We start from the raw sequence: 25,438 nt of genomic DNA, 5'->3' as shown, positions 1-25,438 counted from the left end.
GCTAAGGATCAGTGCGTGAAAAGAGAGAAGGTGCCTGAGTAGTAACTGACCATCCACGCCACATACACCAGCCAGACCACCATTAACCCTGCCAGACTCAATTTACCTGCCATGTTGCATTCCTCTTGTTATGCGGCGCGTTGCGCCCGTACGCAATAACCTGACAGCACAACGAAGTGGCGATCTTGCGCCAGATCAAATTCCCTCTTTTTTACTGCATCGTCTTAGCGTTTTTAATGGCGACTCAACGCCGCAACAGCGGTTGATGGTTTTCTGATCGGACCTGCCAGGCCATCAAGTTCCCGGATTGTGCGCCGATAGAGTGATTACAGGGATGCAGGTGCACAGGGCGTGATTCTTTTTCAGTAATAAAGTGTCAACACCAGGAGCGCCGACATGGCCACAACCGTATCTAATAAGAAAAAAATGAGCACCCGCACACAAATGCTGCTGACGGGAGCCTTAACCATCACCCTCGGCTTCGCCGTGACTATCGGCGTGCTCAGCTGGCAGTCCAGCAATGAGCAAAAATCGCTGGCGGAAAGTTACTTACAGCAGATTGCGCAGAGTCAGGCGCTGCAAATCCAGCAGGAGCTGAGTTACGCACGCGATGTCGCTCACAACCTTGGCCACAGTCTGATTGCCCTGCCGGCTGCCGGCGTGCAGGACCGCAAAGTGGCCGATAAGCTGCTGGTCTCTGCACTGCGTGATAATCCGGACTATCTCTCTATTTCGGTCATCTTCGAAGAAAACGCGTTTGACGGACGCGATGCTGAGTTTGCCTCTCAGGCTGGCGCGGCACCTAAAGGACGTTACGCCTATTTCGTCGATCGCGACCAGGGCGGCAATTTTGCGCTGCATCCGCTGACCTCAATCTTTACGCCGGGCCAGGGCGATTACTATCTGCTGCCGCAGAAAAGCCAGAAAGATACGCTGATCGAACCTTATAGCTATGCCTATAACGGTGTGCCAACGCTGCTGACCTCAGTGGCCGCGCCAATTATCAGCCAGGGCAAACTGTGGGGCGTGGTGACGTCCGATATCTCACTGGCGTCATTGCAGGAAAAAGTGAACAGCATCAAACCGTGGGAAGGCAGCGGTTACGCCATGCTGCTCTCCAGCGCGGGCAATGTGGTGTCTTATCCGGACAAAAGCCAGACCAGCAAAGCCTGGAAGGGCGACACACATAATTTCAGCAGTACGGTCACCGAACAGCATGACGCTATTCTGGGCGAGGATGCGCTGGTGGCCTGGCGGCCTGTGGTGATCGGTAACAGCGATCAGAAATGGTATCTCGGCGTGGTGGCCCCGGTGAGCAAAGTCATGGAAGCGGCGCACCGTCAGCTGATTAACGCGGTGATTTTAATGGTGATCAGCATCCTGGTGGTGTGCGCACTGCTTGGGCTGGTATTTAGTCGCAAAGTGCTGAAGCCGATTGGCGGTGAGCCACTGACCGCAGCCACCATTGCGCTGGCTGTGGCCGATGGCAAACTGGATAACGCTATCCCGCTGAAAGCGCGCGACAGCAGCAGTCTGTTCTTCGCCTTGCACACCATGCAAAACCAGCTGCGCGAAATTGTCGGGCAGATTCAGGATGCCAGCGCGTCGGTGCGCCAGGGCGCGGGTGAAATCGCCAGCGGCAACCTCAACCTCGCGTCACGTACCGAAGAGCAGGCGGCCGCACTGGAACAAACTGCCGCCAGTATGGAGCAGATTACCGCGACGGTGAAACACAACGCTGCTAACGCGCATCAGGCGACGACGCTGACCGATAACGCCACGCACATCGCCAGCCGCGGTGAGTCACTGGTGGGCCAGGTGGTGCAGACCATGGCGCAAATCGACGACAGCGCGAAGAAAATCGGCGACATCACCGCCATTATCAACAGCATCGCCTTCCAGACCAACATTCTGGCGCTCAACGCCGCGGTTGAAGCGGCGCGTGCCGGGGAACAGGGACGCGGTTTTGCCGTGGTGGCATCGGAAGTGCGTAATCTGGCACAGCGCAGCGCCAATGCGGTGAAGGATATCGCTGCGCTGATTGAAGAGTCCGGGCAGCGCGTCGGCAGCGGTGTGCAGCTGGTGCAGGATGCCGGTAAAACCATGCAGGAGATGACGCAGGCGGTGAACTCGGTGCGCACCATTATCGGCGAGATTGTTACCGCGTCAGACGAGCAGGCGCGCGGCATCAGCCAGGTAACGATAGCGGTGAACGAGATGGATGGCACCACCCAGCAGAACGCCGCGCTGGTCCAGCAGATGTCAGCCGCCGCCAGTTCGCTGGAAGACCAGGCGGCACAGCTGGCGCATACCGTGGGACGTTTTCACCTCAGCTGAGGTCGGTGACAGATCGCCGGCACACGGCGTAAATCAGGACGGTCGCCACGTCAGGCGACCGTCCTATTCCTTTCATCCGTTTCGCCGTGACGGCATCATGCGCAGCAACGTATTGTCTTTAATCAGATAATGATGCACCAGCGCGGCCGCCGCGTGCAGACCAATCAGCCAGTAGCCGTAGGGCGCGAGGGTTTCGTGCCAGTCACTCAGCATATCGGCAAAGTCGGGATCCGGGCTGGCGCTGACCGGCATCGGAATCGCGAAAATCCACCAGTTACGGCCCATGTAAAAGCGCGAAAGGATGCCGAGAATCGGCAGCACGATAAAGAACAGATAAATCGCCAGATGCATCAGATGCGCCAGTCCGGTTTGCCAGTGTGGCGGCTGGGGTTCGATTTTCGGGCTGCGATGGCGAAAACGCAGCACAATGCGTGACAGCATCAGCAACAGTACACAACTGCCGGCGCTGAAATGTCCGACGATCATGGTGTAGCCTTGCCAGGATCCGCGCGTGAATAAGCCGCGAAACTCCATGGTGCAGTAAGCGGTGGCCACCAGTACCAGCGTCAGCCAGTGAATAAAGATTTGCGCAGGGGCATATTTGTTACGCATAGCCAGTCCGAAAATAAGCGGTGTGGGATGCTTAACATAGCGAAAAACGCGCTGAATTAATTCATTTTTTGCCACATCCCGTCCGGCTTACTGTTCGGCTGTCTGCAACAGCTGACGCAGCAGGGCGGCAAGCTGCTGCTGCTGCCGATCGTCCAGCGTGGCCAGCAGCGCGTTCTGCGTTTGCGTATGCACCTGCAGCGCCTGCTCAATCTTCGCCAGCCCGGCCGGCGTCAGCGTCACCAGCGTGCTGCGCTTATCATCGGCATCGGCAACACGCGCAATCAAGCCCTCTTCTTCCAGCCGGTTAAGCCGGTTGGTCATAGCACCGGAGGTGACCAGCAGCGATTTGTAGAGCTGCGTGGGCGACAGCCGGTAAGGTGCGCCAGCACGCCGCAGCGTCGCCAGTACATCAAATTCACCGTCGCGAAAACCAAAGGGCGCCAGTGCCTCAGCGCGCTTTTTCGCCAGATGCTTCATCAGGCGCAGCATGCGGCCAAAAATCGCCATGGAAGAGGCGTCCAGCTCCGGCATGGCGCTGGCCCATTGCGCAACGACAAAATCTACGTGGTCAGTCATGTTAATTCTCATCAGTTCACGGCGGGCAATGTGTCGCTTTGTGCGCACCCGCTATCGTTCTTTCGAAAAGTATCTTAACGTTAAGATACTTTGACGTATGGAGACAGAATGTGAATCGTACCTTACCTGCTATTGGCATGTTTGCTTTACTGGTTTTTGTGGTGGCGCTGAATTTGCGTCCGGTGATGGCGGCCATCGGACCGCTGTTCCTGCAACTGCAGCACGATGCAGGGCTCAGTGCCACGCAGCTGAGCCTGCTGACGACGCTGCCGGTCATTATGATGGGGCTGGCGGCGCTGGCCGGGCCGCTGCTGCTGCGCAGGCTGGGTGAAGCGCGCGGCATTACCGCTGGCCTGATAGTGCTGGTGCTCGCGGGTGGCGCGCGTGGCGTTGATCACAGTGCCACCATGCTAACCGCCAGCGCGCTGCTGGCGGGCTGCGGCATCGGGCTGATTCAGGCGCTGATGCCCGCGCTCATCAAGCGTCACTTCGCCTCGCGTGCCGGTACGCTAATGGCACTGTTCACCACCGGTATTATGGCCGGAGCTGCAGTGGCCGCAGCCAGCGCCGCGCCGCTCGCCAGCCATGCCGGACTGACGATCGCCCTGATGCTGCCGTCGCTACCGGCGCTGATCGCATTGATTCTGTGGCTGCGCCTGCAGCCTGTGACCACGAGAGTAAACACGCCACCGGCCGGCGGCGTACACCGCACGCGGCGCGCCTGGCTGTTGATGCTGTTTTTTGGCATCGGCACCGGTGCTTACACGCTGGTGCTGGCGTGGCTACCGCCATTTTACATGCAACACGGCTGGCTGCCGGCGCACAGTGGCTACGTGCTGGGCGCATTAACCCTGACCGAAGTCGCCGCCGGATTTATGCTCTCCGCACTGATTCATCGCTGCCGCGATCGCCGCTGGCCGCTGCTGCTGGTGCTGGCTTCCATCCTGCTGGGGCTGATCGCACTGCGGTGGCTGGGCGGCGAACGCGCCTGGTTACCGACGCTGCTGCTGGGATTGGGGATTGGTGCGCTGTTTCCGCTATCGCTGATCGTCACGCTTGATCATGCCCGTACGCCGGAAGAAGCCACTGCGCTGCTGTCGTTCGTGCAGGGCGGCGGCTATATACTGGCCGCGCTGATGCCGCTGATGGCCGGCATTGTGCGCGACCGCGCGGCATCACTCGACAGTGCGTGGCAGATCATGGCGGCGGGCGTGCTGCTACTGATGCTGATGGCGCTGCGACTCAAACCCCAGCGATAACGGCAGGAAACCATTGTCAGGCGGGGTGCGCTGATTTATAAACCGTGCAGAGTGAGAGGATCGATAAATCAGGAGCAATGATGTCCCCGCAGGTCGGTGTTGGCGTATTAATTTTCCGCGATGGCAAGCTGTTGCTCGGCCAGCGTAAAGGCAGCCACGGTGCCGGTGACTGGTCGGCGCCGGGCGGCCATCTGGAGTTTGGTGAATCACCGGAAGCCTGTGCGCGGCGGGAAGTGCTGGAAGAGACCGGTTTACAACTGCACAGCGTACACAACGGCGCCTTCGTCAGCGATGTGTTTCCGGCGGTCAACCGGCACTATATTACGCTGCTGATGGTAGCGCCGGACGCCAGCGGTGAGCCGCAACTGCGGGAACCGGATAAGTGCGCAGGCTGGCACTGGTTCGCGCCTGAGGCGCTGCCTGAACCGTTGTTTGCGCCGCTGCAAAGCTGGCTGGCGCGCGACGGTCTGGCGGCACTGCAGGCGCTGACCCAGCGTAAAGATCGCTAACCGTATTGCTTCATCGAAGCTTCGGCATCTTCTCCGGCCGGGATGCGCATCGGTGCGGCGGGATCGGTCGCGGCACGCCACACGGCAGCGGCAACGTCCTGTGCTTTAGTGGTTGGCTGAGGCTGTTGCATGCCGGCGATGATGCCATCAAACATCGGCTGGTAAGGCTCAAGCAAGGTGTTTTCCATGCGCGGCCGGGCGTTTTTGCCAAAGTCGGTGGTGGGTGCCAGCCCGGGCAATACCAGTCTCACCTGAACATTAAAGGGTTGCAGTTCCAGCGCCAGCGACTCGGTAAAGGCGTTGACTGCCGCTTTGCTGCCGGTATAAACCGCCAGCAGCGGCAGGGATTTCAGCGTCACCGTCGAGGTCACATTGATCACCATGCCACTGTTTTTCGCACGGAACTGCGGGATGACCGCCTGCGTCATGGCGATGGTGCCCAGCGTGTTGGTTTCGAACACTTCCCGCACCGAGGACATCGGCGCGCCTTCCAGCGAAGTTAATAAACCGATGCCGGCATTGTTGACCAGCACATCAATCTCTCCTGCTTCAGCCAGCGTTTGCCTGATGCTGGTGGCATCGGTGACATCCAGTGGCAACAGGCGCAGATGGGCGGATTCAGGAAACAGTTCGGCGCGCGGGGTGCGCATGGTGGCGATGACTTTCCAGCCGCGCTCCAGAAACCAGAGCGCGGTAGCATGACCAAAACCAGAAGAGCAGCCGGTGATTAAAATGGTTTTCATGGTTCACTCCTGCATTGCGTTGGGTAAGAGCTCACTATAGAGTGCCACTACCGGACTCACTACAACGTACAGTCCTGGTTTCATTTGCAGGAGTCCATTATGATCGATCCGCTCGCCGAAATGGTGTCACTGTTACAGCCCGGGGCCGCTTATTCCAAACGCGCGCGTGCCAATGGATTATGGCGTGTGCAGCGCAGTGAGACCGGCCAGCCGTTTTACTGCGTGGTGCTGGAGGGGCGCAGCCGGCTGGAAATGAAGGGTCATCCTCCGGTTGCGCTTGAGCAGGGGGATTTTGTCCTGATTCCGGCTGCGTGGGAATTTTGCATGACCAGCGAGCAGCCACCGGCCGCAGATGCGCCTGATTCTGTGCCGGAGATGCTTGCGCCGGGCGAAGTGTGGCTTGGCGATCGGCAGCAGCCAGCCGAGGTTCAGACGCTGATTGGTTACTGCCAGTTTGCCGCACCCGACGCGGGATTGATTGTCTCGTTGCTGCCACAGTTTATTCATGTGCGTGGCGCATCGCGCCTGACCACGCTGGTGCAGCTGGTCAGGGATGAGTGCCGTGCACAGCGTCCGGCACGGCAGATCGTGCTGGAACGTTTGCTGGAATTACTGCTGATCGAGGCGCTGCGCGCAATGCCAGCGGCAAATGCATCGCCTGGCGTGATGCGGGGACTGGCCGATGAGCGGCTGGCCGGGGCGATTCGCGCCATCCACGCCAGGCCAGCCCATGGCTGGACGGTACCCCAGCTGGCGAAACATGCGGCGCTATCGCGCTCGGCGTTTTTCGTGCGTTTTCGCGATGCAGTGGGCATGGCGCCGATGGCGTATCTGCTGACGTGGCGCATGGCGCTGGCGAAAAATCTGCTGCGAAGCAGCCGCCTGTCAGTGGCCGACGTGGCTGAACGGGTGGGTTACCGCTCTGCCAGCGCCTTCAGCATCGCTTTCACTCGCTTCACCGGCCAGACGCCGAGCGGCTTCGCTGGCGCGGAACGGCGCAGCGGCACCGCAGAAGCTGAGCCAGCAATCACCCGGGTAAGTTAACCACGCCCGGAGCGGCCGCCAGCGTAAAACGGGTCGCCATAAAGCGTGCAATGCCGTTCAGTTCAAAAATACCCTGTTAATGCCGGTGCGCATCAATGCGCACCCTACAAAACCGTGCTGTACCCCGTAGGGTTGCCATTTATGGCGACCTAAAACACGTTACAAAACTGTGCCGTTACCGCCAGGGTTGCCATTTATGGTGACGTAAAACACATTACAAAACCGTGCATTACCCTGTAGGGCCACCATTTATGGCGACCAGGGAATACTTGTGTAGCCAACAGACGACTATACAAGAGTCGTTTTAAATCAAAGCATATTTAAAACAAAGAACTACAACTTCATCACAGAGCGATAATTGCTTCAATTTCGATTTTCAGATCGGGGCAAAACAGCTGGCTAATCTGCACCAGTGAACTGGCGGGCAGGTGTTCGCCATAATGCCGGTAAAGCACGTCGCGCAATGCATTTATATCGGTGAATGAGGTGACAAAGATTGTCACTTTTATCAGGTTTTTCAGTGATGTGTTTTCCTGCGCAGCCAGTGTATGTAGCTGCTGAAAAATCACTTCTGCCTGCGCAGCAATATCCGCCTGCTGCGCCGTTGTTGCGAAAGCGGTCAGACCCGAAACATAAAGTGTGTCGCCATGCTTCACGGCGTGCACGTAAGGCGCTTTTACTTCGCCCAGTTCTGGATAGTTTTTACGTACCAACATCTTCTTTTCCTTAAAAGATTTCCCTTCGCATCACGCAAACCTGTTCTGACGACACGATGCGCTGCTCGATTTCCTGCCAGCCATAGCGACGGTAAAACGCCTGCTGATCCGGCGTATACAGCCACAACTCTGACATATCGCGCTGGCGAGCTTCTTCAATTAAACGCAATACCAGAGCAGAGGCCACGCCTTTACCGCGGTGTGCCGCGACAGTCAGTACTTCGCCCATCCAGAACTGGCGTTCATGGATGTCATCAAGCTCGTGAAGAATCGTGCTGGCGGTGGCAAGCACTTCATTTTCTGCATTCAACGCGACCAGCGTAAACGTTTTTGCCGGGTGCGCGTTGCGCATCAGCAGGCGCTGACGAATGGCGCTCCGGTCGCGCCAGTGAGAAAACCCGGACCACTCCTGATGAAGCATAGTTGCCACCGTATCCAGCAACTGCGGACACTGGCTCAGTAAACTGATATTCATTGTTATCCCTCCGCGACAACCCGAGGGATAACACAGCGTGGTGGTAAAGACTACCGTTAATATGCCGCTACAATTTCGCGTTAAGCCGTTTTCACCGTTCAGCCAATCACCGTTTAGCGTTTCGCCACCTGCTCGCCATCCGGGGTTTTGCCATGCCCGGCAGCAGCCAGCTCGGTATTAAAGTGGGAGACCAGCACCGAAAACGTTTCCTCTGCTTTCATGCGGTACAGCTGCTCGGACGGATGAATACAATCGGGTGACATCAGCGACTGCCAGTCTTTCATCTGCAGGATGCGCTGATACTGACGCGCCAGCGGCACCGACTCCGCTTTAGCCAGTGCGTCCAGTTTGGTGACGTAAGGTGCAACGTGCCATTTCTCCGCGCGGCCACAAATCGGGTGCGGCTCCTGTAATATCACCTGCTTACCCTCTTCACGGGCAATAGTAATCAGCTGTGTCATCACCTGGGTATATTTGTCCGGGCTAACCTGGTAATCTTTTTCTATATCGCGGAAATGGAAATGGCGTGCATCGTTGGTGGCAAAATTCAGCAAAATGATTTTTGCCGGCGATTTCTTCATCTCTTCGCGCCAGCTTTTATTATTCTTGTAAAAATATTTGCCATTTAACAGATCCATGGCCTGCGATGAGGACGCGCCTTTATTCACTACGCGGATGCCATCGCCATACTTCTCCTGTAGCCACTGGTTAATCAGAGCAATCTCATTGTCTTTAATATAGATTGCGCGCAATTTGCCATTTTCCTTTATCGCCATGGCACCGCGCGTACTGGAACCGCCATAGGCTTCAATAATAAAGTTATTATCGGGCTTGCCGCTTTCGGCGAATGCGGTATTGCACAGACAGGCTGTGGTAATCAGCAAAGTGACGATGCCAGATAGCGCTCGTTGCATAACAAATTTCCGCCTTTTGATACTCAAGGTTACATGGAGAATCGGTTGTTAACCGTAAGCGAATTACCTTAACAGGGGAGATTGCGGGTCAACAATCCGAAAGCACGGTTGCGGGGTGAAAATTAGGTCAACTCTGAGAAAAAAGCCGCTTGCTGAATAAAAGTTATTTAAATTCAATCAGGTAAAAACCAGCCCTGCCTAATAGCCTCCCTTCAGCCAGAAAATCCCGCATTGACGCCTGCTTAAAACATCACGGTTGCTTCAGGACATAACGCGGTTTGATTAGCGAATTTTCGCACTGCGAGTCGAACCGTTAATCCACAACCTGTTGTAAAAGAGTGGGTTTTCGCTGTTTTTCCGGCAGTTAGCTGCGAATAGGCACTGCCTGACGATAACTTTTACCATCAGAACATTCTGGCTTAAGCTTTATGGCCATTGCACAGTGACATTCTTTACACTATGGCGAAATTCCGAAACGTTTCTAAACATAATGTATACAGATTAATCCGGTGTTAGCATTCTGACTGAATCATTATGATTGCGTTACAACTCATTTCAGGATGTGCAATGTGAAAACAGAATCCTTTTTATCCAGCCGTAATATTGGCCTGGATCTGCTGCGTGCCGGCCTAATTCTGGAAGGGGTGTTATTACACGCCTCACGGAGTTTGCCGGGAGAGAATGGCTGGTATTATGTCGCGCAGCGCGATCCCTCGGAAATATTCACGGCACTGCTGAGCATGGTGCACACCTTCAGGATGGAAGTGTTCTTCTTTCTTTCGGGCATGTTCTCCGCACTGATTATTTTGCGAAAAGGGCAGAAATTCTTTACGGATAATCGCCGTAAGCGCGTCCTGATTCCGCTGATATCAGCCTATCTGTTTATTCCGCCGCTGATGTATTTTATCGCGGGACAGATGAATAACACCCCGCTGAGCCTCGAAGGCTGGCTAAACAGCTATACCATGATGCACCACCTGTGGTTCCTCGTGTCGCTGTCGGTGATGTCGCTGCTGGTACCCGGCGCGTTTTATCAGTGGAGCGCCCGTCAGTTGGGCAAAATGTCGTTGCCACTGCTGATCGCCACACTGGTGATTCTGGGTAACGCCTGCTTCGTGCTGAAGTTCCTGGTGAAAGGCCGCGGTGAATTTGTCGAGCTCATCCCGGTGACCGCACGCTTCCTCGTCTACTACACCGCTGGTTTTGCGTTATACGTCAACCGCGAGAAAATTGCCCGGTACGCCAGCAGTAAACTGATGAATGGCTGGCTGGTGGCAGCGCTGGTGCTGGCGGTGTGGGCCGCCTGCTATGTTGTCGCGCACAACCACATCACCGGTGTGATGAAATATGTGCCGGTGATGCTGGGCAGCGTGCTGTCGGTGATGCTGTCCTACTGGCTGGTATTTAGCTTCGAACGCATCAACGTGAAAGAGAGTCGCATTCTGACGGCAATTGTGGACTCCGCGCTGATTATCTATTTGCTGCACTATCCGGTGGTGATCATTTTCTCATGGCTGCTGGATGTCTGGTTACCGGATAACCTGTCAGTCCTGTATGTCCTGATCGATTTTGCCCTCGGCATTGCGCTGAGCGCGGTGTGTTACGCTATCGTCAAACGTTCACGCTTCGCCTCATTCATGTTTGGCCTCAAGCCGAAAGATAAAAAGGTGGCGGTGCCGGTCGAAGCGCGACTGTAATTGTCATCATGCCCGGCCGCCACTGGCGTGCCGGGTATTATTTCCCGCCATCTGATTTTTGCCATTTCCTGCATTTTTAGTTCCAGATAATTATCTCAGGCCGTTAGCGCAATTCCTAAAGCTTATCGCCGTCATCACAATTCCTTAAGTCAAACTGGACGTTTTAACCTGATCGCGGTAATACTCATTTCAACGGATTTCCAGCCGTAAGCTATTACGACAATATATTTCGCTTCGCTATTTCCCCCGCACTGCGCATTCGCTGTGCGGCATTTGTCTTTTCTCTGGTGAGGAAAATAGTGTGTTTAAATTAAATCCCTTGTTACTGAGCCTGCTTGCTGCGCAGGGCTTAATGCTGCCTGCCTCACCGGTATCGGCGGTGGTATTAAAACCTTTCACCCCCGAACGCAACGACAATAAAGTCGGCGCTTATTGCTTATGTAATGGTTCAACCCAGACGCTAAGCGGTATACCGCGCTTTACCGTTGGAGAAAGTGGCATGAGCAGCGTCACGCTGGGTGAACTACAAAAGGTTGGGCGTATTATTAATGACAATTTAATCGGCGAGCCCCGCCTGCAACTCGGCGCACAAAATTATGCTATTGGTATTCCGGATGAAGAAACAGGCAGTTATCGTGTCTATCAGGTTTATAACAGTGCGGAAATGATTGCGCCGGCGGAAATTAATGGCGCTACGGTAGTGCCAGATTATTATGATGTGAACGATAAGCAATATATTGATGCGCGCGTAGCGACAGTCACTAATGGCCGGTTAAAGATAAATATTGGTCAGCAAGGCGCAGCCGCTAACGCCAGCACCAATCGCTGGTCAATGGCGGCCAAACAGAGTCAGTTATTTGCCAGCAGTAACAACGGCCAGATTAACTGGGACAGCAATAACCGTATCCGCTTTACCGCCGCCACGCCGCCGTACGGTGGCGATCGGCTGGCATTTGATGCCGGAGGCGTGGTGACCTACGCCGGTCTGTTTGATGTCACGCTTAAGGATGGCAGCAGCAACGCGTACTACGTCAGTAATCTCAATGAATTGCGGAACTATAACGACTGGCTGATTGACCAGATTAGCGGCGGCAACCTGAGCCCGGAAAGTTATAACGCTGCGCTGAACCAGGCTTTCAGCCTGCGCGACGGTCGCGTGGTCTACCGCATGAGCACCGGCAATTACGATGATGAAGTGGCTGCCGCACTCGGCGATCAGGTGGTGCTGAGCGCCGATGGCGCGAAAGCCAGTGTGAAAATCAATCGCGGCAAAACGCTGGAAGTGGCCAACAGCGCCAGCGCCGTGATGCGCGCCAGCAACGGTGCAACGGCGATTATCGCCGGAAAACTGGCGACCAGTAACGCGCTCTCATCCGAAGCGGGCGCGCTGGAGCTGATCAGCGGCGCGCGCGGTATCAATAATGGCGTCATCAACAGTGGCTTTTTTAATGCCGCCAATGGGCGCGGCGTGGCAGAAGACTCTCTCGGTTATGCAGGCACGGCGGTGTCGGCGATTTATAACAGCGAGTTCCGTAACAATGGCGTGCTCAATGTGCATATCGGGGATGCGCCGTGGGGCACCGCCGGCTTATTTCTCGGCAGCAGCAGCGCGGTCAACCACGGCAATCTTAACATCGGCATTCACGACGTAGCGAACGGCTCCTCAGCAGCGGCGGTGAGTTTCAGCGGCGAGGGCAGCTTCGTCAACGCGCGCGATGGCACGATTTATCTCGGCCGCACACCGCAAAATCACAAGGGCGACGTCACGCAGGATGTCGCGGTCAGCCTCGGCGGTGGCATCAGCGCCATTTCCGGCCTGCTCGACTCACGTGCCATCAATGATGGTCGTATTGTTATCGGCTCAAAAGTCGAGAACGCCGTTGGCATGCGCATCGAGGCCGGGCCCAATGCGGTGTCACTGAATAACGGTGTTATCGATGTCAACGGTATGGCGCAGGCGCTGCCGCGCGAAAATATCGCCATGCTGGCGATGGATTCCGGCAGCGGCGGCCAGGTGGGCAATCGCGGCACCCTCAATCTGAATGGCTATAACAGCACCGGCCTGAAAGTGATCGCCACGGCGGGCAATCAGGCGCACGCCTTCTCCAGCGGCGCGATCAACGTGGCGGGTGACGCCGACCGCTTTGGCGGCACCAACAATACGGCGGTGTGGGTAACTGGCGAACCGGGCGGTCACGCCAGTGCCGATATCACCGGCCCAATCCGGCTCAGCGGCAAAGCGGGCATCGGGATTCGTGCTGAAGGCCAGGCAACGGTCAACGTTAGCGCCCGCGCGATTCCCACTTCCAGCGGCAGCGACAGCATGCTGGATAGCGGACAGATCAGTTTCTACCGTATCGGTCCGGATGCACGCATTAATTTGCCGGCCAACGGCCGCTACAGCGCCTCCGTGTGGAACGGCACGATTTTTCGCGTCGAGCAGGGAGCGGATTTTGACGGGCGCGGCCTGACTCTGTCGATGAATAGCCCGTTTGCGACCGGTGTGTACGGCAGCGGTGCGGGCACCGACATTGATACCCACGGCGCGACGCTGAACATCGCCAGCTTTGCCAGCGGGCTGACCATCACAGATGGCGCCCGCGCCACCATTGATGCCGCAACGCGTATTCACCTCAACGGGTCTGATGCCCGCGTCGCCATCGCTGACGGTAATCGCTATACGCTGCAGGGTAACGTTGTTAACCCCAATACGCAATTCGATCCCAACACGTTACTGACCAATCAGGCGGCAATCTATGGCAGCGCCAATAACCAGCAGCCGTTTACGGTGATGAATCATGCGCGGCTGGTGAATCGTGGCGCTGTCTCCCTGCGGGGTGAAGGCGTAACGGGTATCTACGCGCAGTATGGCGCCACAGTCGACAACCGCGGCGATATCAACATTTTGCGTAATGGCCGGGCGCTGTTCGCCGATGGCTATCCGGGCGCCGGCGACGGCAAAACCCTGACGGAGATTAACAATAGCGGCACGCTTAATCTCTACAGCGGTCAGAGCACCCAGCAAACCACCACCTTCGGTGCGGTCTCGTATCACCAGCTGGGGCGGATTAACCAGAACGGCACGATTAATCTGTACGGCGATAACGTGGTCGGCGCGAAAGCCTTTGCCGGCGGTCGTATTACGCTGGGCGCGAACAGCCGTGTGGTGTTCCATGACGCACATCAGATCGGCTATCAGGCTTTTGATCCCGGCTCACGCCTGATCGTCAACGGCAGCCCGGTTGATGTCAGCAGTCGTAACTCGACGCTGTATGAAATCCGCAACGGCGCGTGGCTGTACAACCAGGGCTTTGGCAACGTCACGCTGAGCGGCAGGGACAGCACCGGCATCGTGGTCAGCGGGACGGATGCGCTGGTATCCAGCACCGATGTTTATCAGGTCACCGGTAAGGGTGCCACCGTGCTGCGCGCCAGCGATCGCGCGCAGGGGATCATTACCAGCCTTATCGCGCTGAATGGCAAAAACACCCTCGGCGCGCAGGCGACAGGCGATGGCACCGAGGTCTACGCCGCCTCGCTCATCACCGGCACCGGGCGCAACGCCACGGCGTTTGATGTCAGCGGCGACGCGCGCCTGTTTAATCAGCAGCAGGGCGTAGTGGATTTGCGTGGCCGCAACAGTACCGGGGCCCGGGTGCATGATGGCGGTAACTTTATCAACCGCGGCTCGGTTAGCGTCGCCAGCGGCACCGGCGTGGACGTCAGCAGCGGTTATGGCCAGTATGTCCCGCTCGACAGCACCTTACGCGTGAATGACGGCACCGCCGCGCTGCGCGTGGGCTCCGGCGGCGCGATGAAAATTTACGGCGACGGGCAGGGGGCCAGCACGCTGGCGGCTTACGGCAAAGCCGATGGTTTGCTGCTCGACAGCGGTGCGCAGCGCTTTGAAGCCAACGACATCATCATCGGCGCTTACGGCAGCGGCACTGCGCTGAACAATCGCGCCGGCATCAGTGATATTTCGCTGAGTAATGTGCGCTTCGAGGCTAACGGTGGCACCGGCATTCGCTCTGCCACCTCGTTCGATCCGGCGGGTAGCGCGCAGATTCACGTCGGCGCAGGCGGTACCGGCTATCGTTTTGAAAACGCAGATGGATCGACTACGGGCAACGATTTAGTGATTGGGCGCGACTACCGCATTGAAGTCAACGGCAGCGGCACCGGCGTGCGTGCCAACACCCGTGGACGGGTGATCGCTCAGGGCCTGATTGATATCCGCGATGCTGATGGCGGTTCGGCGATTGTCACCCGCAGCGCCAGCCAGGTGATCAACCAGGGCACCATCCGCTCACAAAGCCGCGTCGCACCGCTCATTGATTTGCGCGGCGGCGAGACGGTGTTTATCAACCAGGGCACGCTGGATGCGCCGTACGCCGATCAGGTGGTAGTGGCAGGCGGCGCGACCCGTGATGTGGTGGCACTGCTGGCGGGCAACGTCACGGGTGAAGTGAACACCGGTAACGGCAGCGATACGCTGCTGGTCACGGGCGGCACGCTGGATGGCGGCCTGAGTATGGGCGACGGCAGTGCGAATCAGGCGACGGTGCAGGCTATCAGTCTGAACCAGACCCGTCATATCACCAGCGGCGGCGCGGATAGCACGCTGAATCTTAGCCAGCTCAATGCGCGCGGCGGTTCGTTCCGGCAGGACGACCTCACCAAAGGCACCAACCTCGGCGCGGGCTGGAGCACGCTGAACTTCATCGATACGCAGTGGACGCTGAGCGACAACATTAAACTGGCGCACAGCACCATTAATATCGATGCCGGATCCACACTGTTCGCCGGCGATGGCGTCAACGCGCGGCTGCAGGGGGCCAGCAATGATTCGCTGGTGGTAAATAATGCCGGCACGCTCGACCTGACCAACGGTGGCAATGTGGCGGCAAATACCCTGACCGTCGAAGGTAGTCTGGCCTCCGCGCAGGGCCGTCTGAAACTCAATTCGACAGCCACCCACAGCGACGTGCTGCGTGTTAACGGTAACGCCAGCGGCACCACCTGGGTGGATGACCGCCTGCAGGGCGGCGGGCTGCTGGACAGCAATCGCGACAACGTTATCGCGGCCAGCGAAGGCGTCTCACTGGTGCAGGTGACCGGCAGCGCCAGCGCCGACAGCTTCAGGCTGCGCAATGGCTATGTGGCAGCCGGGCCGTGGCAGTATGGTCTGTACAGCTTTGCACCGGGCAGTAGCGCGGGCGGCAACGTATGGGACTATCGTCTGGCAAACAATTTCATCTGCAGCGATGGCTCGCTGTGCCAGCCGCAGGCGGGCAGTGCGGTTAAGGCGGTGCGTCCGGCGGTTACGCCGCAGGTGCCGTCCTGGATCTCCGCACCGGTCGGGCTGGCGTACTACTCGCTGGCAGTCACTGACGATCTGCATAAGCGTCTCGGCGAACTGCGCCAGCAGCCGGCGGACAACGCAGAGATGTTTATCCGCTACCTTGGGTCGGATTTGCAGTATCGAAGCAATCGCGGCCTGGATGCCTGGGGTTATGATTTCGACCTCAACTACAGCGCCGTACAGCTCGGCGGCAATTTGCTGCGCGCCGATGGCGCTGAAGATAGCGTGCGTGGCGGCGTCGCCTATACGCGCGGCAACACGCGCATTCGCCCGCATGCCGCTGACGGGTACAGCTCCACCAGCTTTGATAGCGATACGTTGTCACTTTATGGCACCTGGCTGCGCAGCAGTGGCTGGTATGTTGATGGCTCGCTGAGCTGGAGCGGCTACCGTGGCGAAACCGACATTGCGCGGCAGAAAGCGGTCGCCAAACCCAAAGGGCACGGCTGGACGGCGTCAGTCGAGTCTGGCTATCCGCTGATGCTGGCGGGGGATGTGCGCCTGGAACCGCAGGCACAGGTTAGCTGGCTGCGTATGAACATGGACAGTTTTACCGATGCTGACGGCGCGCGCGTCTCCTATAACGATTACGATCAAACCATTGGCCGGCTCGGCGCACGCGTGGCGCGCAGCTGGCAGGACAGCAGTCAGAACCAGTACACGCCGTATCTGCGCGCTAACTACTACCGCGGCTGGGGCGGTACGGCGCAGGTCAGGGTCGGCACCAGCGACAGCGACCTGAGCCAGAGCTTCAGCAGCGGCAAATTTGGCCAGATGTGGGACGTCGGCCTCGGCGGCACGGCGACCCTTATCAACAACGTGGCGCTGTATGCCGAGGCGGATTACCGCAAAGAGATTGCCGGCAACGGCGTCAAAGGCTGGCGCTACAATGCCGGGGTGCGCTGGTCGTTTTGATCGCTTAAACGTGCAATTACAGGCGGCGCTGTGATGCGGCGTCGAACAGCATCGCACGTTCGCTGTCGAGCGTGACCGGCAAAATATCACCGGCGCGCGCGCCGGAACGCTGGGTGGTAAACAGCATCAGCGGGTGGCCAAACAGTGAACCGTGAATCAGTTCGGACAAGCCGGTCGGCTCCACCAGCGACACTTTAAGGGGCAGCGCATGCTGCTCACCCGGCTGCGCCAGGCTGATGTTTTCCGGCCGGATGCCGTAAATAACGTCGCGGCCAGCGGCCTGTGCCGCCCAGTGCGTATTCAGGGGCAACTGAGCGCTGTCGCTGATACGCACGCCGCTGGGGGTCATCACGCCGTTGATAAAATTCATCGACGGTGAACCGATAAAACTGGCGACGAACTTATTGGCCGGTGTGTCGTACAGCTCCAGCGGTGTGCCTACCTGCTGAATGACGCCGTGGTTGAGCACCACGATGCGGTCAGCCAGCGTCATGGCCTCAACCTGATCGTGGGTAACATAAACGATGGTGTTGTTCATTTGCTGATGCAGCTTTTTGATCTCCACGCGCATCTGGCCGCGCAGTTGCGCATCGAGGTTGGAAAGCGGCTCATCAAACAGAAACACCTGCGGCTGACGCACAATGGCGCGGCCCATCGCCACGCGCTGCCGTTGTCCACCCGACAGCTCTTTTGGCCGGCGATCAAGCAGGTGTGTCAGGCTGAGAATCTCAGCCGCTCGCCGGACTTTCTCCTCAATCTCAGCACGCGGTCGTTTCTGAATTTCAAGGCTGAAGCCCATGTTGCGCGCGACCGTCAGATGCGGATAGAGCGCATAGCTCTGGAACACCATCGAAATATCGCGGTCTTTCGGCGCCACCTCGTTCATCAGCTGACTGCCGATATGGATATTGCCGCCCGTCGCTAACTCCAGGCCGGCAATGGTGCGCAGCAGGGTGGATTTACCACAGCCGGACGGGCCGACCAGCACCACGAACTCACCATCTTTAATAGTCAGATTGATGTCGCGCAGAACCTCAACGTTGCCATAGCGCTTTTCAATTTGCGCCAGCGTAATTTCAGCCATTATTTACCCCTTAACCGCACCGGCGGTGAGCCCCTGAACCAGATAGCGTTGAATGAAAGCGAAGAACAGACAGGCTGGAATTAACGCCAGCACGGCGGCAGCCATCATTTCGCCCCACGAAACGGCGAATTTGGAGACGAAACTGAGCAGCCCGACCGGAAAGGTCATAACTTCGTTTTTGTTGATTAACATCAGTGAGAACAGCAACTCACTCCACGCGGCGGTGAAAACAAAGCCGAGCGTCGCTGCCATGCCGGGCAGCGTCAGCGGCATCAGCACGCGGTACAGCGCCTGAAAGCGGGTGCAGCCTTCCAGCATGGCGGACTCTTCGAGATCTTTCGGGATGGCATCAAAAAATGACTGCATCAGGAAGGTGGCGAACGGGACATTGAAGGCGCTGTAAATCAGAATCAGCCCCAGCAGACTATTCGTCAGTCCCAGCGGGGCCATCACCCGGTAAATCGGCGCAATGATCATCACCAGCGGAAACATCTGCGTAAACAGCAGCAGGGCCGCCATCACCATCTTGCCGCGAAACTGAAAGCGGGAAAAGGCATAGCCGGCGCCCGCAGCAATCAAGGTGGTCAGCGCGGCAGTGCTGCAGGAGACAATGAGACTGTTAATAAAAAACGTCGGGAAATCACTGTCGGTCAATACCTTCGCAAAGTGGCTCAGGGTGAAACCGCCAGGTAACAGCGTCACGCCCTGACTGAACAGTAACCTGTCCGGCGTGACGGCAATTTTAATGATCCAGTACAACGGAAACAGCGCAAACAGCAAATAGGCGGCGATGCTGAGACGATGACCGATCAACGGTAACAGGCGCATGTGGACTCCTTACTTGAGTAACTGATGGCGGATGCGCAGCAATACCAGCGCATAGCAGGTCATCAGCAGTAACAGACACACCGCCATCGCCGAGGCATAACCAAAATCCAGTTTGCGGTAAGCGGTGGTGAAGATGTAACTGGAAAGAATCGAGGTTGAACCGGCCGGACCGCCGTCGGTCATCACCACGATCAAATCGGCAAAGTTAGCGATCCAGATGGTACGCAGCATCACGGTAATGGCGATCATCGGGGCGAGAAACGGCAGGGTGACCCGGCGAAACTGCTGCCAGCCGCTGGCACCGTCAATGGCTGCTGCTTCATACAAATCTTTGGGAATCGACTGCAGTGCCGCCAGTAAAGTGATGGCAAAAAACGGGATGCCAAACCAGACGTTAGCAATCACCGGCCCCCACATCGCCAGTTGCGGATCGGAAAGAATATTGTAGGGTTCACTGAGAATGCCCACGTCGCTGAGCCACTGTGGCAGCGGACCCACGACCGGGTTGAGCAGCCAGGACCAGGTCAGGCCGGAAAGAAACGCCGGCACCGCCCACGGTAAAAACACCAGCGCCTGCACCCAGCGGCGAAAGCGAAACTCGCGGTTAAGCAGCAGCGCCAGCGCGAGGCCGAAAAAGAACTGCAGCAGCAGTGAGCTCAGCGTCCAGTTAAGGGTATGGCCGAGTGCGCGAAAGAAGCGGCGATCGTCGAGCATCTGCGCAAAGTTCGCCCAGCCAACCCAGCCGCTCTCCAGCGGATTGAGCAGGTTCATGCTCTGAAAAGCGTAAGAAATGCCGATCGCCATTGGCACGAAGATGAACAGGGCGATCAGCAACAGGCCCGGTGACAGATACCACCATGGCTCAGCAAGCCGGGTCCAGCGCCAGCGGCGGCGCGCCGGGCTGGCAGGAAGAGAGATTTCAGGCATCATTTCAGGGCTCCGGTTTACACGAGATTACTGGCTGGCGAGCCAGGCTTTTTGCTCTTTACTCAGATAGCTGGCCCAGTCCTGCACCATATCTTTGGTGTCGTTTTCGCCCAGTAACGTCTCCTGGCTGCTCTCTTTCACGATCACTGAATTGAAATAGCCCCAGCCTTTAAGGTGGGTCGGCATGGTGAGCGGCACATAATTTGGATCGTTCAGCTCCTTAAACCAGCCGGCAAACTGCGGCGTCTGATAGAATGGGTCCTGTTCCGCACCTTTATAGATGGGTAGCGTGCCGACAAACTTCGCCCACGCCAGGTTGTTGGTTTTATTACTGAGGAAGGTAATCAGCGGCCAGGCGACATCGTTTTGTTTACCCTGTTTGAACATCGCCCAGCCGGTATAGCCGATGGTCGGGAAGGCTTTACCGGACGGTCCGACCGGCATGGGCGCCACGGCAAAATCCTCAGCCGCCATGCTATTTTTAATCGCGATCAGCGCGTCCGGATCCTGATCGAGCATCGCGCATTTGCCGGAATAGAAGCCCGAGACAATCTCGTTAAAGCCCCAGTTCACGCTGTCTTTAGGCGCGCCACCTTGCTGATACAAATCGACCAGCAGTTGTGCTCCCTTTATCGCCCCCGGCTGGGTTAAGGTACTGTTGCCGTCTTTATCAAAGAAGGCAGGCGAACCGTTCATCGCCGCCATAAACATCATCCACGCATTGGTTCCCCCGACACCGCCGCGCATGCAGTAGCCGCTGATACCGTTACCTGACTGACTAATACGCTTCGCGTCGCTGGCAAACTCATCCATTGTTTTTGGCGGTTCACTCAGTCCTGCCTGCTTAAACAGCTTTTTATTCCAGAACAGCGCCCGCAGGTAAAAACCGTACGGTACCATGGTGGCTTTGCCGTTCGCGGCACGCGCCATTGCCAGCGTTTTGTCCGTCAGCTGGGCGCTTTCAGGCCAGCTTTTCAGGCGGGGTTCAAGATCTTCCAGCATATTGTTGCTGGCGTATAAGCCTTGCCAGGTATCGGGCATTTCCACCACATCCGGTACCTGTCCGCTTTGTAACATGGTGCCCAGTTTTTCAAATGCCTGACCCCACGGCAGCGAAATCAGCTCAATCTCGGTACCGGGATGCTGCGTCTTGTATTCGTCGAGCATTTTTTGCAGAAGTGCGGTACGTGGCGGGCTGGTAATAACTTCCACCACGGTGAGTTTGGCGGCGAGGCTGCAAAAGGCGCTGCCTAAACCCACGGCGAGTACCAGGGCTTTCAGGGCGAAACGTGTTGTCATGGCTGGTTCTCCGGAGCGTGATTAACGGTGAGTGGCGGCAGCAAGTGCCTGATTCAGATCGGTCCAAAGATCGTCGGTCTCTTCGAGGCCAACAGAGATACGGATCAGGCGCGGCGAGACACCAAAATCCTGGGCTGAATTAAATTCACTGGCCTGATTAATGACCGAAATCGCCGGCATCACCAGGCTCTCGAAACCTCCCCAGCTGACGCCCATATGGAACAGTTGCAGGGCGTTGCAGAATTGCGGTATGTCGACCTGTTCGGTCACGGCAAAGGAAAACAGCCCGCTGTAACCGCGCAGCGTGGACCATTCAGGGGGATTGAGCCCGGGATGGCAAACCGCGCTGACCTGCGGATGATCACGCAGCTTTTCCGCCAGCTGCAGGGCGCTTTGCTGATGTTGCTTCATGCGCAGCGGCAGCGTGCGCAGGCCACGCATCAGCAAAGACGCTTCGTTCGCAGAGAGTTTGCCGCCGAGGAACGGACTAATATGACGGGCAATGTTGTTGATGTGCTGGTGGCTGGCAATCACCAGGCCGGCCACCACATCGCTGTGGCCGCTGATGTACTTCGAGGCGGAGTGCACCACGATGTCGATACCACACAGCAGCGGCTGCTGGAAAATGGGCGAAGCCCAGCTGTTATCAATCAACGTGACGACGCCCGCATCACGCGCCAGCGTGGCAAGCTGCCGCAGGTTCTGTTCACTCATCACCCAGCTGGAGGGACTTTCCAGATAGAGCAGGCTGGCGCCGGGCAGCGCGGCGGCTATCGCCGCTTCATCGTCGCCATCAACAAACTGCGTCGTGATGCCGAAACGCTGACAAAAGCCGCGCAAAAAACGGTAAGTATCGGGATAGACATGATTAACGCAGACCACTTTCGCGCCTGGCTGAACCACACTCAAAATCGCGTTGCTGATGGCGGCCATGCCGCTGGCAAAGGCGAGGCAGGCGTCACCGCCTTCCAGCGCGGCAACTTTATCCTGTAGCGCTTTGACCGTCGGATTATCAACGCGGGAATAGAGCGGCTGGTCGCTCTCACCGCGAAAGCGGGCGATCATGCTGTCGTAATCGCTAAAGGTAAACAGTGAGGACTGATAAATCGGTGGCGTTACGGCGCCCTGTTCGTGGCGCTGGTCGTGGGTCAGCAGTGTCTGTTGCGCAATAGGTTTAGCGTTTGGCATGGATCACGTCCTTCATGTCGCGTTCGGTGATATCAAGAATCTGGTGGCAAAGGGCGCGCGCGGCATGGCTGTCGCGGGCGCGGATGGCGTTAAACAGTTCACGGTGCAGGGGAAACGAGTCTGAAAACAGCGCCTGCTCCGGCGGGGATTCGAAAAAAGCGTGCAGCGTGTCGTAGACGCCGTTAAGCATCTGCAACAGCAGCGGATTGCCGGCGGCGCGGTAAATGCTGGTGTGGAAAGCCCAATCTTCCGGTCCGGCGGAACCGATAGCCAGGTGCACACGCTCCATCTCTTCCAGCCGCCGTTCGATTTCCAGCAGGTCGTCGGCGCTGGCGCGCTGCGCGGCCAGCACGCAGGATTCGGACTCAATGATGCGGCGCACTTCCAGCGCATGAAGCATGTTGGCGGAGTCGTTTTTAAAGCGCAGAGAGAGAAAGCTGTCATGCAGACCGACCTCTGCCTGCAGAAAGGTGCCGCTGCCTTTTTTGCGCACAATGATGCCGAGTGCTTCCCAGCGCTTGAGCGCCTCGCGCACCGTATTACGGCTGACGCCCAGTTTCTCCGCCAGCTCGCGCTCCGGCGGCAGGCGACTGCCCGGCTGCGCGCCGGCATGCGCCATGTAGCGCGTGAGCGCATCAAGAATCAGCGTATCGCTGCGCGTGGGAATGATGGGATGGAGTTCAGCCGGGTCATGCATCGCTTTGCCTTAATTGGTCCAACATCTCTACCAAAGGCTTAGCAACCCGCATGCCAGAATCATGAAGCTTTGATTCAGCAGGAGATTTGATGCCGTAATAAGCGCAGATTATGAGATCTGCTGGTGCAAAACCCGCCAGAGTGCACCGTGGTGTGGCGGTGCGGTGGTCGTCTTTTGATTAACCAGGGTGTGAATTCAGCAGATGCAGTGGCATAGCGGCAACGCTCAGCCAGCAAAACCGTTAGCGATGACGTTAAGGTAAAAGAAGAGCGTTGTGACCGGTTAAATGGGCAGCCGTCATTGCGTGCCCATCTCTTAAAACCGCAATCAGCGGCTAAACGGCATCGATCAGGCCGCCGTCGACGCGGATCACGCTGCCGGTAATGTAGCTGGCGGGCTCACTGGCGAGAAAAGCGGCGGCGGCGCCATATTCGTGTGGCGCGCCGTAGCGGCCCATCGGTATGCTGCGCCGGCTTTGGGCCGCGACGGCAGCGGCGGTGCTGTTTTCGCGCTGCGCCTTCAGCGCATCAAGCTGACTGACGCGCTCAGTATCAATGCGTCCCGGTACCAGGACGTTAACCGTTACACCATCCGCGGCTACCTCGCTTGCCAGCGTTTTCGACCAGCCCAGCAGGCTCATGCGCAGCGCATTGGACAGCGCCAGATTGGGGATAGGCGTAACCACGCCGGACGAGGTGGAAGTGATAATGCGTCCCCAGCCGCGCTGGCGCATGGCCGGCAGCACCTTGTCGCTCAGTTGAATCAGCGCGTCCACCATCACCGCAAACTGCTGTCGCCAGAGTTCACTGCCGGTACCCGCGGCTTTCGCGGGTGGCGGCCCACCTGAATTATTCACCAGAATATCCACTGCGCCCCAGCGCTGGCGAATCGCCTCCAGCACGCTGTCAAAAGTGTCGGGTGCCGCCAGATCCAGCTGGAACGCCTGCGCCTCACCGCCGTCAGCGATAATGCGCTCCACCGTTGCCTGCAACTTGCTGCTATTGCGCCCGGTGACCGCCACGCGCACGCCCTCCTGCGCCAGTGCCAGCGCTATCGCCTGACCCAGACCGCTGCCTGCACCACATACCAGCGCCACGCGCCCTTGTATTTGCAAATCCATCACTGCCTCCTGATTGTATTTTCAGGATCGTAATGTGCAAAAATAGTGCCGGTTATGTGCCTGGTTTACGCATCTGTACCTGATCGAAGGCGAATTGCAGATGCGTTTTCATCAATTCGGCCGCCTGTTGCGGTCGGTTTTCACGCAGCGCGTCGATAATGGCCACGTGCTCTTCGCACCACTCTTTCACCCGCCGTTTGTTTTGGTAGCTGCCAAATTCCAGCAGGCGGCGCAGGCGGTTTTGCTGTTGAATCGCCTGCAGCACAAACAGATTGCCGCTGGCTTCGGCCAGCGATTCATGAAAAGCGGCATCCGTCTCGAAAATGTCGCGCGCCGGTACCTGCGTGAGGTCCGGATGGGTAATCAATCGCAGATGCTGTGCCCGCAGGCGCTTCAGCATCGCACGGTCCGCGCGTAATTGCGGGCTGAGCAGGGCGGCTGGCTCAATCATCAGACGAAATCCATAACTGTTGCGCAGCGCGACTTCCGAGTTAAGCGTTTGCTGAAAACGCCAGCCATGTCCCGCATTGCGCGCGATTAACCCGTCTTCCGACAGCTTGACCAGCGTGCGTGTCAGAATGCCGCGATCAACGTCATAGCGCTGGCTGATTTCTGTCTGGGTGAACGATTCGGGCAGGGCACCGGCTATACGATCGCGTACCAGTAACTCGTACAACGTCTGGTCGCTGCTCTGCGGGGGTTCAATGTCCAGTTGCTGTAACTCGTCTGCCCCTTTTAGCAGAAAAAATCCCTGATTGGGCCGCGCTTCCACTGCGCCCAGTCGGGTCAGTTCTTTAAGTCCTGCCCGCACCGGCGTGCGGGAAACGCCCAGCGCGTCTGCCAGAGGTTGTTCACGTAAGTGCTGACCTGGATCGAATCTTGCTTCATAGATCAGGTCAAGTAGCTGACGTGCAATACGACGGCTGCTGGCGGAGGAGTCAGGCTGCATAGAACGGGATTTCCTGAAATGTATTATTGTCGACTAAAGGTACAATAACATGTTGAGGTAAATGCTGCGATATAAAGCAATACATGCACGATAAGCGTGCAGAGTGCACCAGGAGAAGACGTTTTTTTATCACCATGATTGTATTTTATGAATCATAAAAACCAATTTAAACGTTCACCAGGAG

20 protein-coding genes are annotated in these 25,438 nt (G+C 57.5%); 6 read left to right on the top strand and 14 right to left on the bottom strand.

The window, feature by feature from the left end; all coding sequences use genetic code 11:
- Positions 1 to 396: 396 nt before the first annotated feature.
- Positions 397 to 2,337 (top strand): methyl-accepting chemotaxis protein, encoded by a 1,941-nt coding sequence (locus C1Y43_RS05950; protein ID WP_021509066.1) that lies wholly within the window; start codon positions 397 to 399, stop codon positions 2,335 to 2,337.
- Positions 2,338 to 2,409: 72 nt separating this feature from the next.
- Here the strand turns inward: C1Y43_RS05950 and cybB are convergent, their stop codons facing one another.
- Both cybB and C1Y43_RS05940 read right to left on the bottom strand, forming a co-directional pair.
- Positions 2,410 to 2,949 carry a cytochrome b561 gene (cybB, locus tag C1Y43_RS05945; RefSeq protein ID WP_031280003.1) on the bottom strand — a complete coding sequence of 180 codons (540 nt, stop codon included), beginning with the start codon at positions 2,947 to 2,949 and terminating at the stop codon, positions 2,410 to 2,412.
- Positions 2,950 to 3,036: 87 nt separating this feature from the next.
- A complete protein-coding gene (locus tag C1Y43_RS05940) occupies positions 3,037 to 3,525 on the bottom strand; it encodes a MarR family winged helix-turn-helix transcriptional regulator (RefSeq protein WP_104187421.1) in 489 nt (162 codons plus the stop codon).
- Positions 3,526 to 3,635: 110 nt separating this feature from the next.
- Here C1Y43_RS05940 and C1Y43_RS05935 point away from each other — a divergent pair, with 110 nt between their 5' ends.
- Both C1Y43_RS05935 and C1Y43_RS05930 read left to right on the top strand, forming a co-directional pair.
- A complete protein-coding gene (locus C1Y43_RS05935; RefSeq protein ID WP_233209801.1) occupies positions 3,636 to 4,784 on the top strand; it encodes a CynX/NimT family MFS transporter in 1,149 nt (382 codons plus the stop codon).
- Positions 4,785 to 4,864: 80 nt separating this feature from the next.
- The gene (locus C1Y43_RS05930) at positions 4,865 to 5,293 is read left to right on the top strand and encodes an NUDIX hydrolase (RefSeq protein ID WP_199189146.1); all 429 of its coding nucleotides are present in this window, start codon (positions 4,865 to 4,867) and stop codon (positions 5,291 to 5,293) included.
- Here the strand turns inward: C1Y43_RS05930 and C1Y43_RS05925 are convergent.
- Complete coding sequence (locus tag C1Y43_RS05925; protein ID WP_059011255.1) at positions 5,290 to 6,036, bottom strand: SDR family oxidoreductase; 747 nt, start codon at positions 6,034 to 6,036, stop codon at positions 5,290 to 5,292. The two genes, C1Y43_RS05930 and C1Y43_RS05925, sit on opposite strands and share 4 nt — an antisense overlap.
- Positions 6,037 to 6,135: 99 nt before the next feature.
- On the opposite strand from C1Y43_RS05925, the gene C1Y43_RS05920 reads away from it, so the two are divergent.
- Positions 6,136 to 7,080, top strand: coding sequence for an AraC family transcriptional regulator (locus tag C1Y43_RS05920; RefSeq protein ID WP_104187416.1), 945 nt, complete (start codon positions 6,136 to 6,138; stop codon positions 7,078 to 7,080).
- Between the two features lie 344 nt (positions 7,081 to 7,424).
- Here C1Y43_RS05920 and C1Y43_RS05915 read toward each other — a convergent pair whose 3' ends face one another.
- The 3 genes from C1Y43_RS05915 to C1Y43_RS05905 all read right to left on the bottom strand — a co-directional run bounded on the left by C1Y43_RS05915 (position 7,425) and on the right by C1Y43_RS05905 (position 9,185).
- Positions 7,425 to 7,796 carry a RidA family protein gene (locus C1Y43_RS05915; RefSeq protein ID WP_021509073.1) on the bottom strand — a complete coding sequence of 124 codons (372 nt, stop codon included), beginning with the start codon at positions 7,794 to 7,796 and terminating at the stop codon, positions 7,425 to 7,427.
- 10 nt (positions 7,797 to 7,806) lie between these two features.
- Positions 7,807 to 8,271 (bottom strand): GNAT family N-acetyltransferase, encoded by a 465-nt coding sequence (locus C1Y43_RS05910; protein WP_104187414.1) that lies wholly within the window; start codon positions 8,269 to 8,271, stop codon positions 7,807 to 7,809.
- Positions 8,272 to 8,384: 113 nt separating this feature from the next.
- On the bottom strand, positions 8,385 to 9,185 hold the full coding sequence (locus C1Y43_RS05905) for an SGNH/GDSL hydrolase family protein (protein WP_071813634.1): 801 nt from the start codon (positions 9,183 to 9,185) through the stop codon (positions 8,385 to 8,387).
- Between the two features lie 569 nt (positions 9,186 to 9,754).
- Between C1Y43_RS05905 and C1Y43_RS05900 the strand changes: the two genes are divergently transcribed.
- Both C1Y43_RS05900 and C1Y43_RS05895 read left to right on the top strand, forming a co-directional pair.
- Positions 9,755 to 10,882 (top strand): acyltransferase family protein, encoded by a 1,128-nt coding sequence (locus C1Y43_RS05900; protein WP_104187412.1) that lies wholly within the window; start codon positions 9,755 to 9,757, stop codon positions 10,880 to 10,882.
- 301 nt (positions 10,883 to 11,183) lie between these two features.
- Positions 11,184 to 17,162: an autotransporter outer membrane beta-barrel domain-containing protein gene (locus tag C1Y43_RS05895; protein WP_104187411.1), complete on the top strand. Its 5,979-nt coding sequence runs from the start codon at positions 11,184 to 11,186 to the stop codon at positions 17,160 to 17,162.
- A gap of 16 nt (positions 17,163 to 17,178) precedes the next feature.
- Here C1Y43_RS05895 and C1Y43_RS05890 read toward each other — a convergent pair whose 3' ends face one another.
- The 8 genes from C1Y43_RS05890 to C1Y43_RS05855 form a co-directional block, all read right to left on the bottom strand.
- The gene (locus C1Y43_RS05890; RefSeq protein WP_104187409.1) at positions 17,179 to 18,246 is read right to left on the bottom strand and encodes an ABC transporter ATP-binding protein; all 1,068 of its coding nucleotides are present in this window, start codon (positions 18,244 to 18,246) and stop codon (positions 17,179 to 17,181) included.
- 3 nt (positions 18,247 to 18,249) lie between these two features.
- Complete coding sequence (locus tag C1Y43_RS05885; protein WP_104187407.1) at positions 18,250 to 19,074, bottom strand: carbohydrate ABC transporter permease; 825 nt, start codon at positions 19,072 to 19,074, stop codon at positions 18,250 to 18,252.
- A gap of 9 nt (positions 19,075 to 19,083) precedes the next feature.
- Entirely contained in the window at positions 19,084 to 20,004 is a 921-nt protein-coding gene (locus C1Y43_RS05880; RefSeq protein WP_058759118.1) for a carbohydrate ABC transporter permease, read from the bottom strand.
- 24 nt (positions 20,005 to 20,028) lie between these two features.
- On the bottom strand, positions 20,029 to 21,300 hold the full coding sequence (locus C1Y43_RS05875) for a sugar ABC transporter substrate-binding protein (RefSeq protein ID WP_059011244.1): 1,272 nt from the start codon (positions 21,298 to 21,300) through the stop codon (positions 20,029 to 20,031).
- Positions 21,301 to 21,321: 21 nt separating this feature from the next.
- Entirely contained in the window at positions 21,322 to 22,488 is a 1,167-nt protein-coding gene (locus C1Y43_RS05870; RefSeq protein ID WP_104187406.1) for a PLP-dependent transferase, read from the bottom strand.
- Complete coding sequence (locus tag C1Y43_RS05865; RefSeq protein ID WP_104187404.1) at positions 22,475 to 23,185, bottom strand: FadR/GntR family transcriptional regulator; 711 nt, start codon at positions 23,183 to 23,185, stop codon at positions 22,475 to 22,477. Before C1Y43_RS05865 ends, C1Y43_RS05870 begins: the two co-directional genes overlap by 14 nt.
- Before the next feature lie 334 nt (positions 23,186 to 23,519).
- Complete coding sequence (locus tag C1Y43_RS05860) at positions 23,520 to 24,305, bottom strand: SDR family oxidoreductase (protein ID WP_104187403.1); 786 nt, start codon at positions 24,303 to 24,305, stop codon at positions 23,520 to 23,522.
- A gap of 52 nt (positions 24,306 to 24,357) precedes the next feature.
- On the bottom strand, positions 24,358 to 25,254 hold the full coding sequence (locus C1Y43_RS05855; RefSeq protein ID WP_058775913.1) for a GntR family transcriptional regulator: 897 nt from the start codon (positions 25,252 to 25,254) through the stop codon (positions 24,358 to 24,360).
- Between the last annotated feature and the right edge of the window lie 184 nt (positions 25,255 to 25,438).

The sequence above is a fragment of the Pantoea sp. ICBG 828 genome (assembly GCF_002928355.1).
Taxonomy (GTDB): domain Bacteria; phylum Pseudomonadota; class Gammaproteobacteria; order Enterobacterales; family Enterobacteriaceae; genus Pantoea; species Pantoea dispersa.
This window is presented reverse-complemented; position numbering and strand designations above follow the sequence as displayed.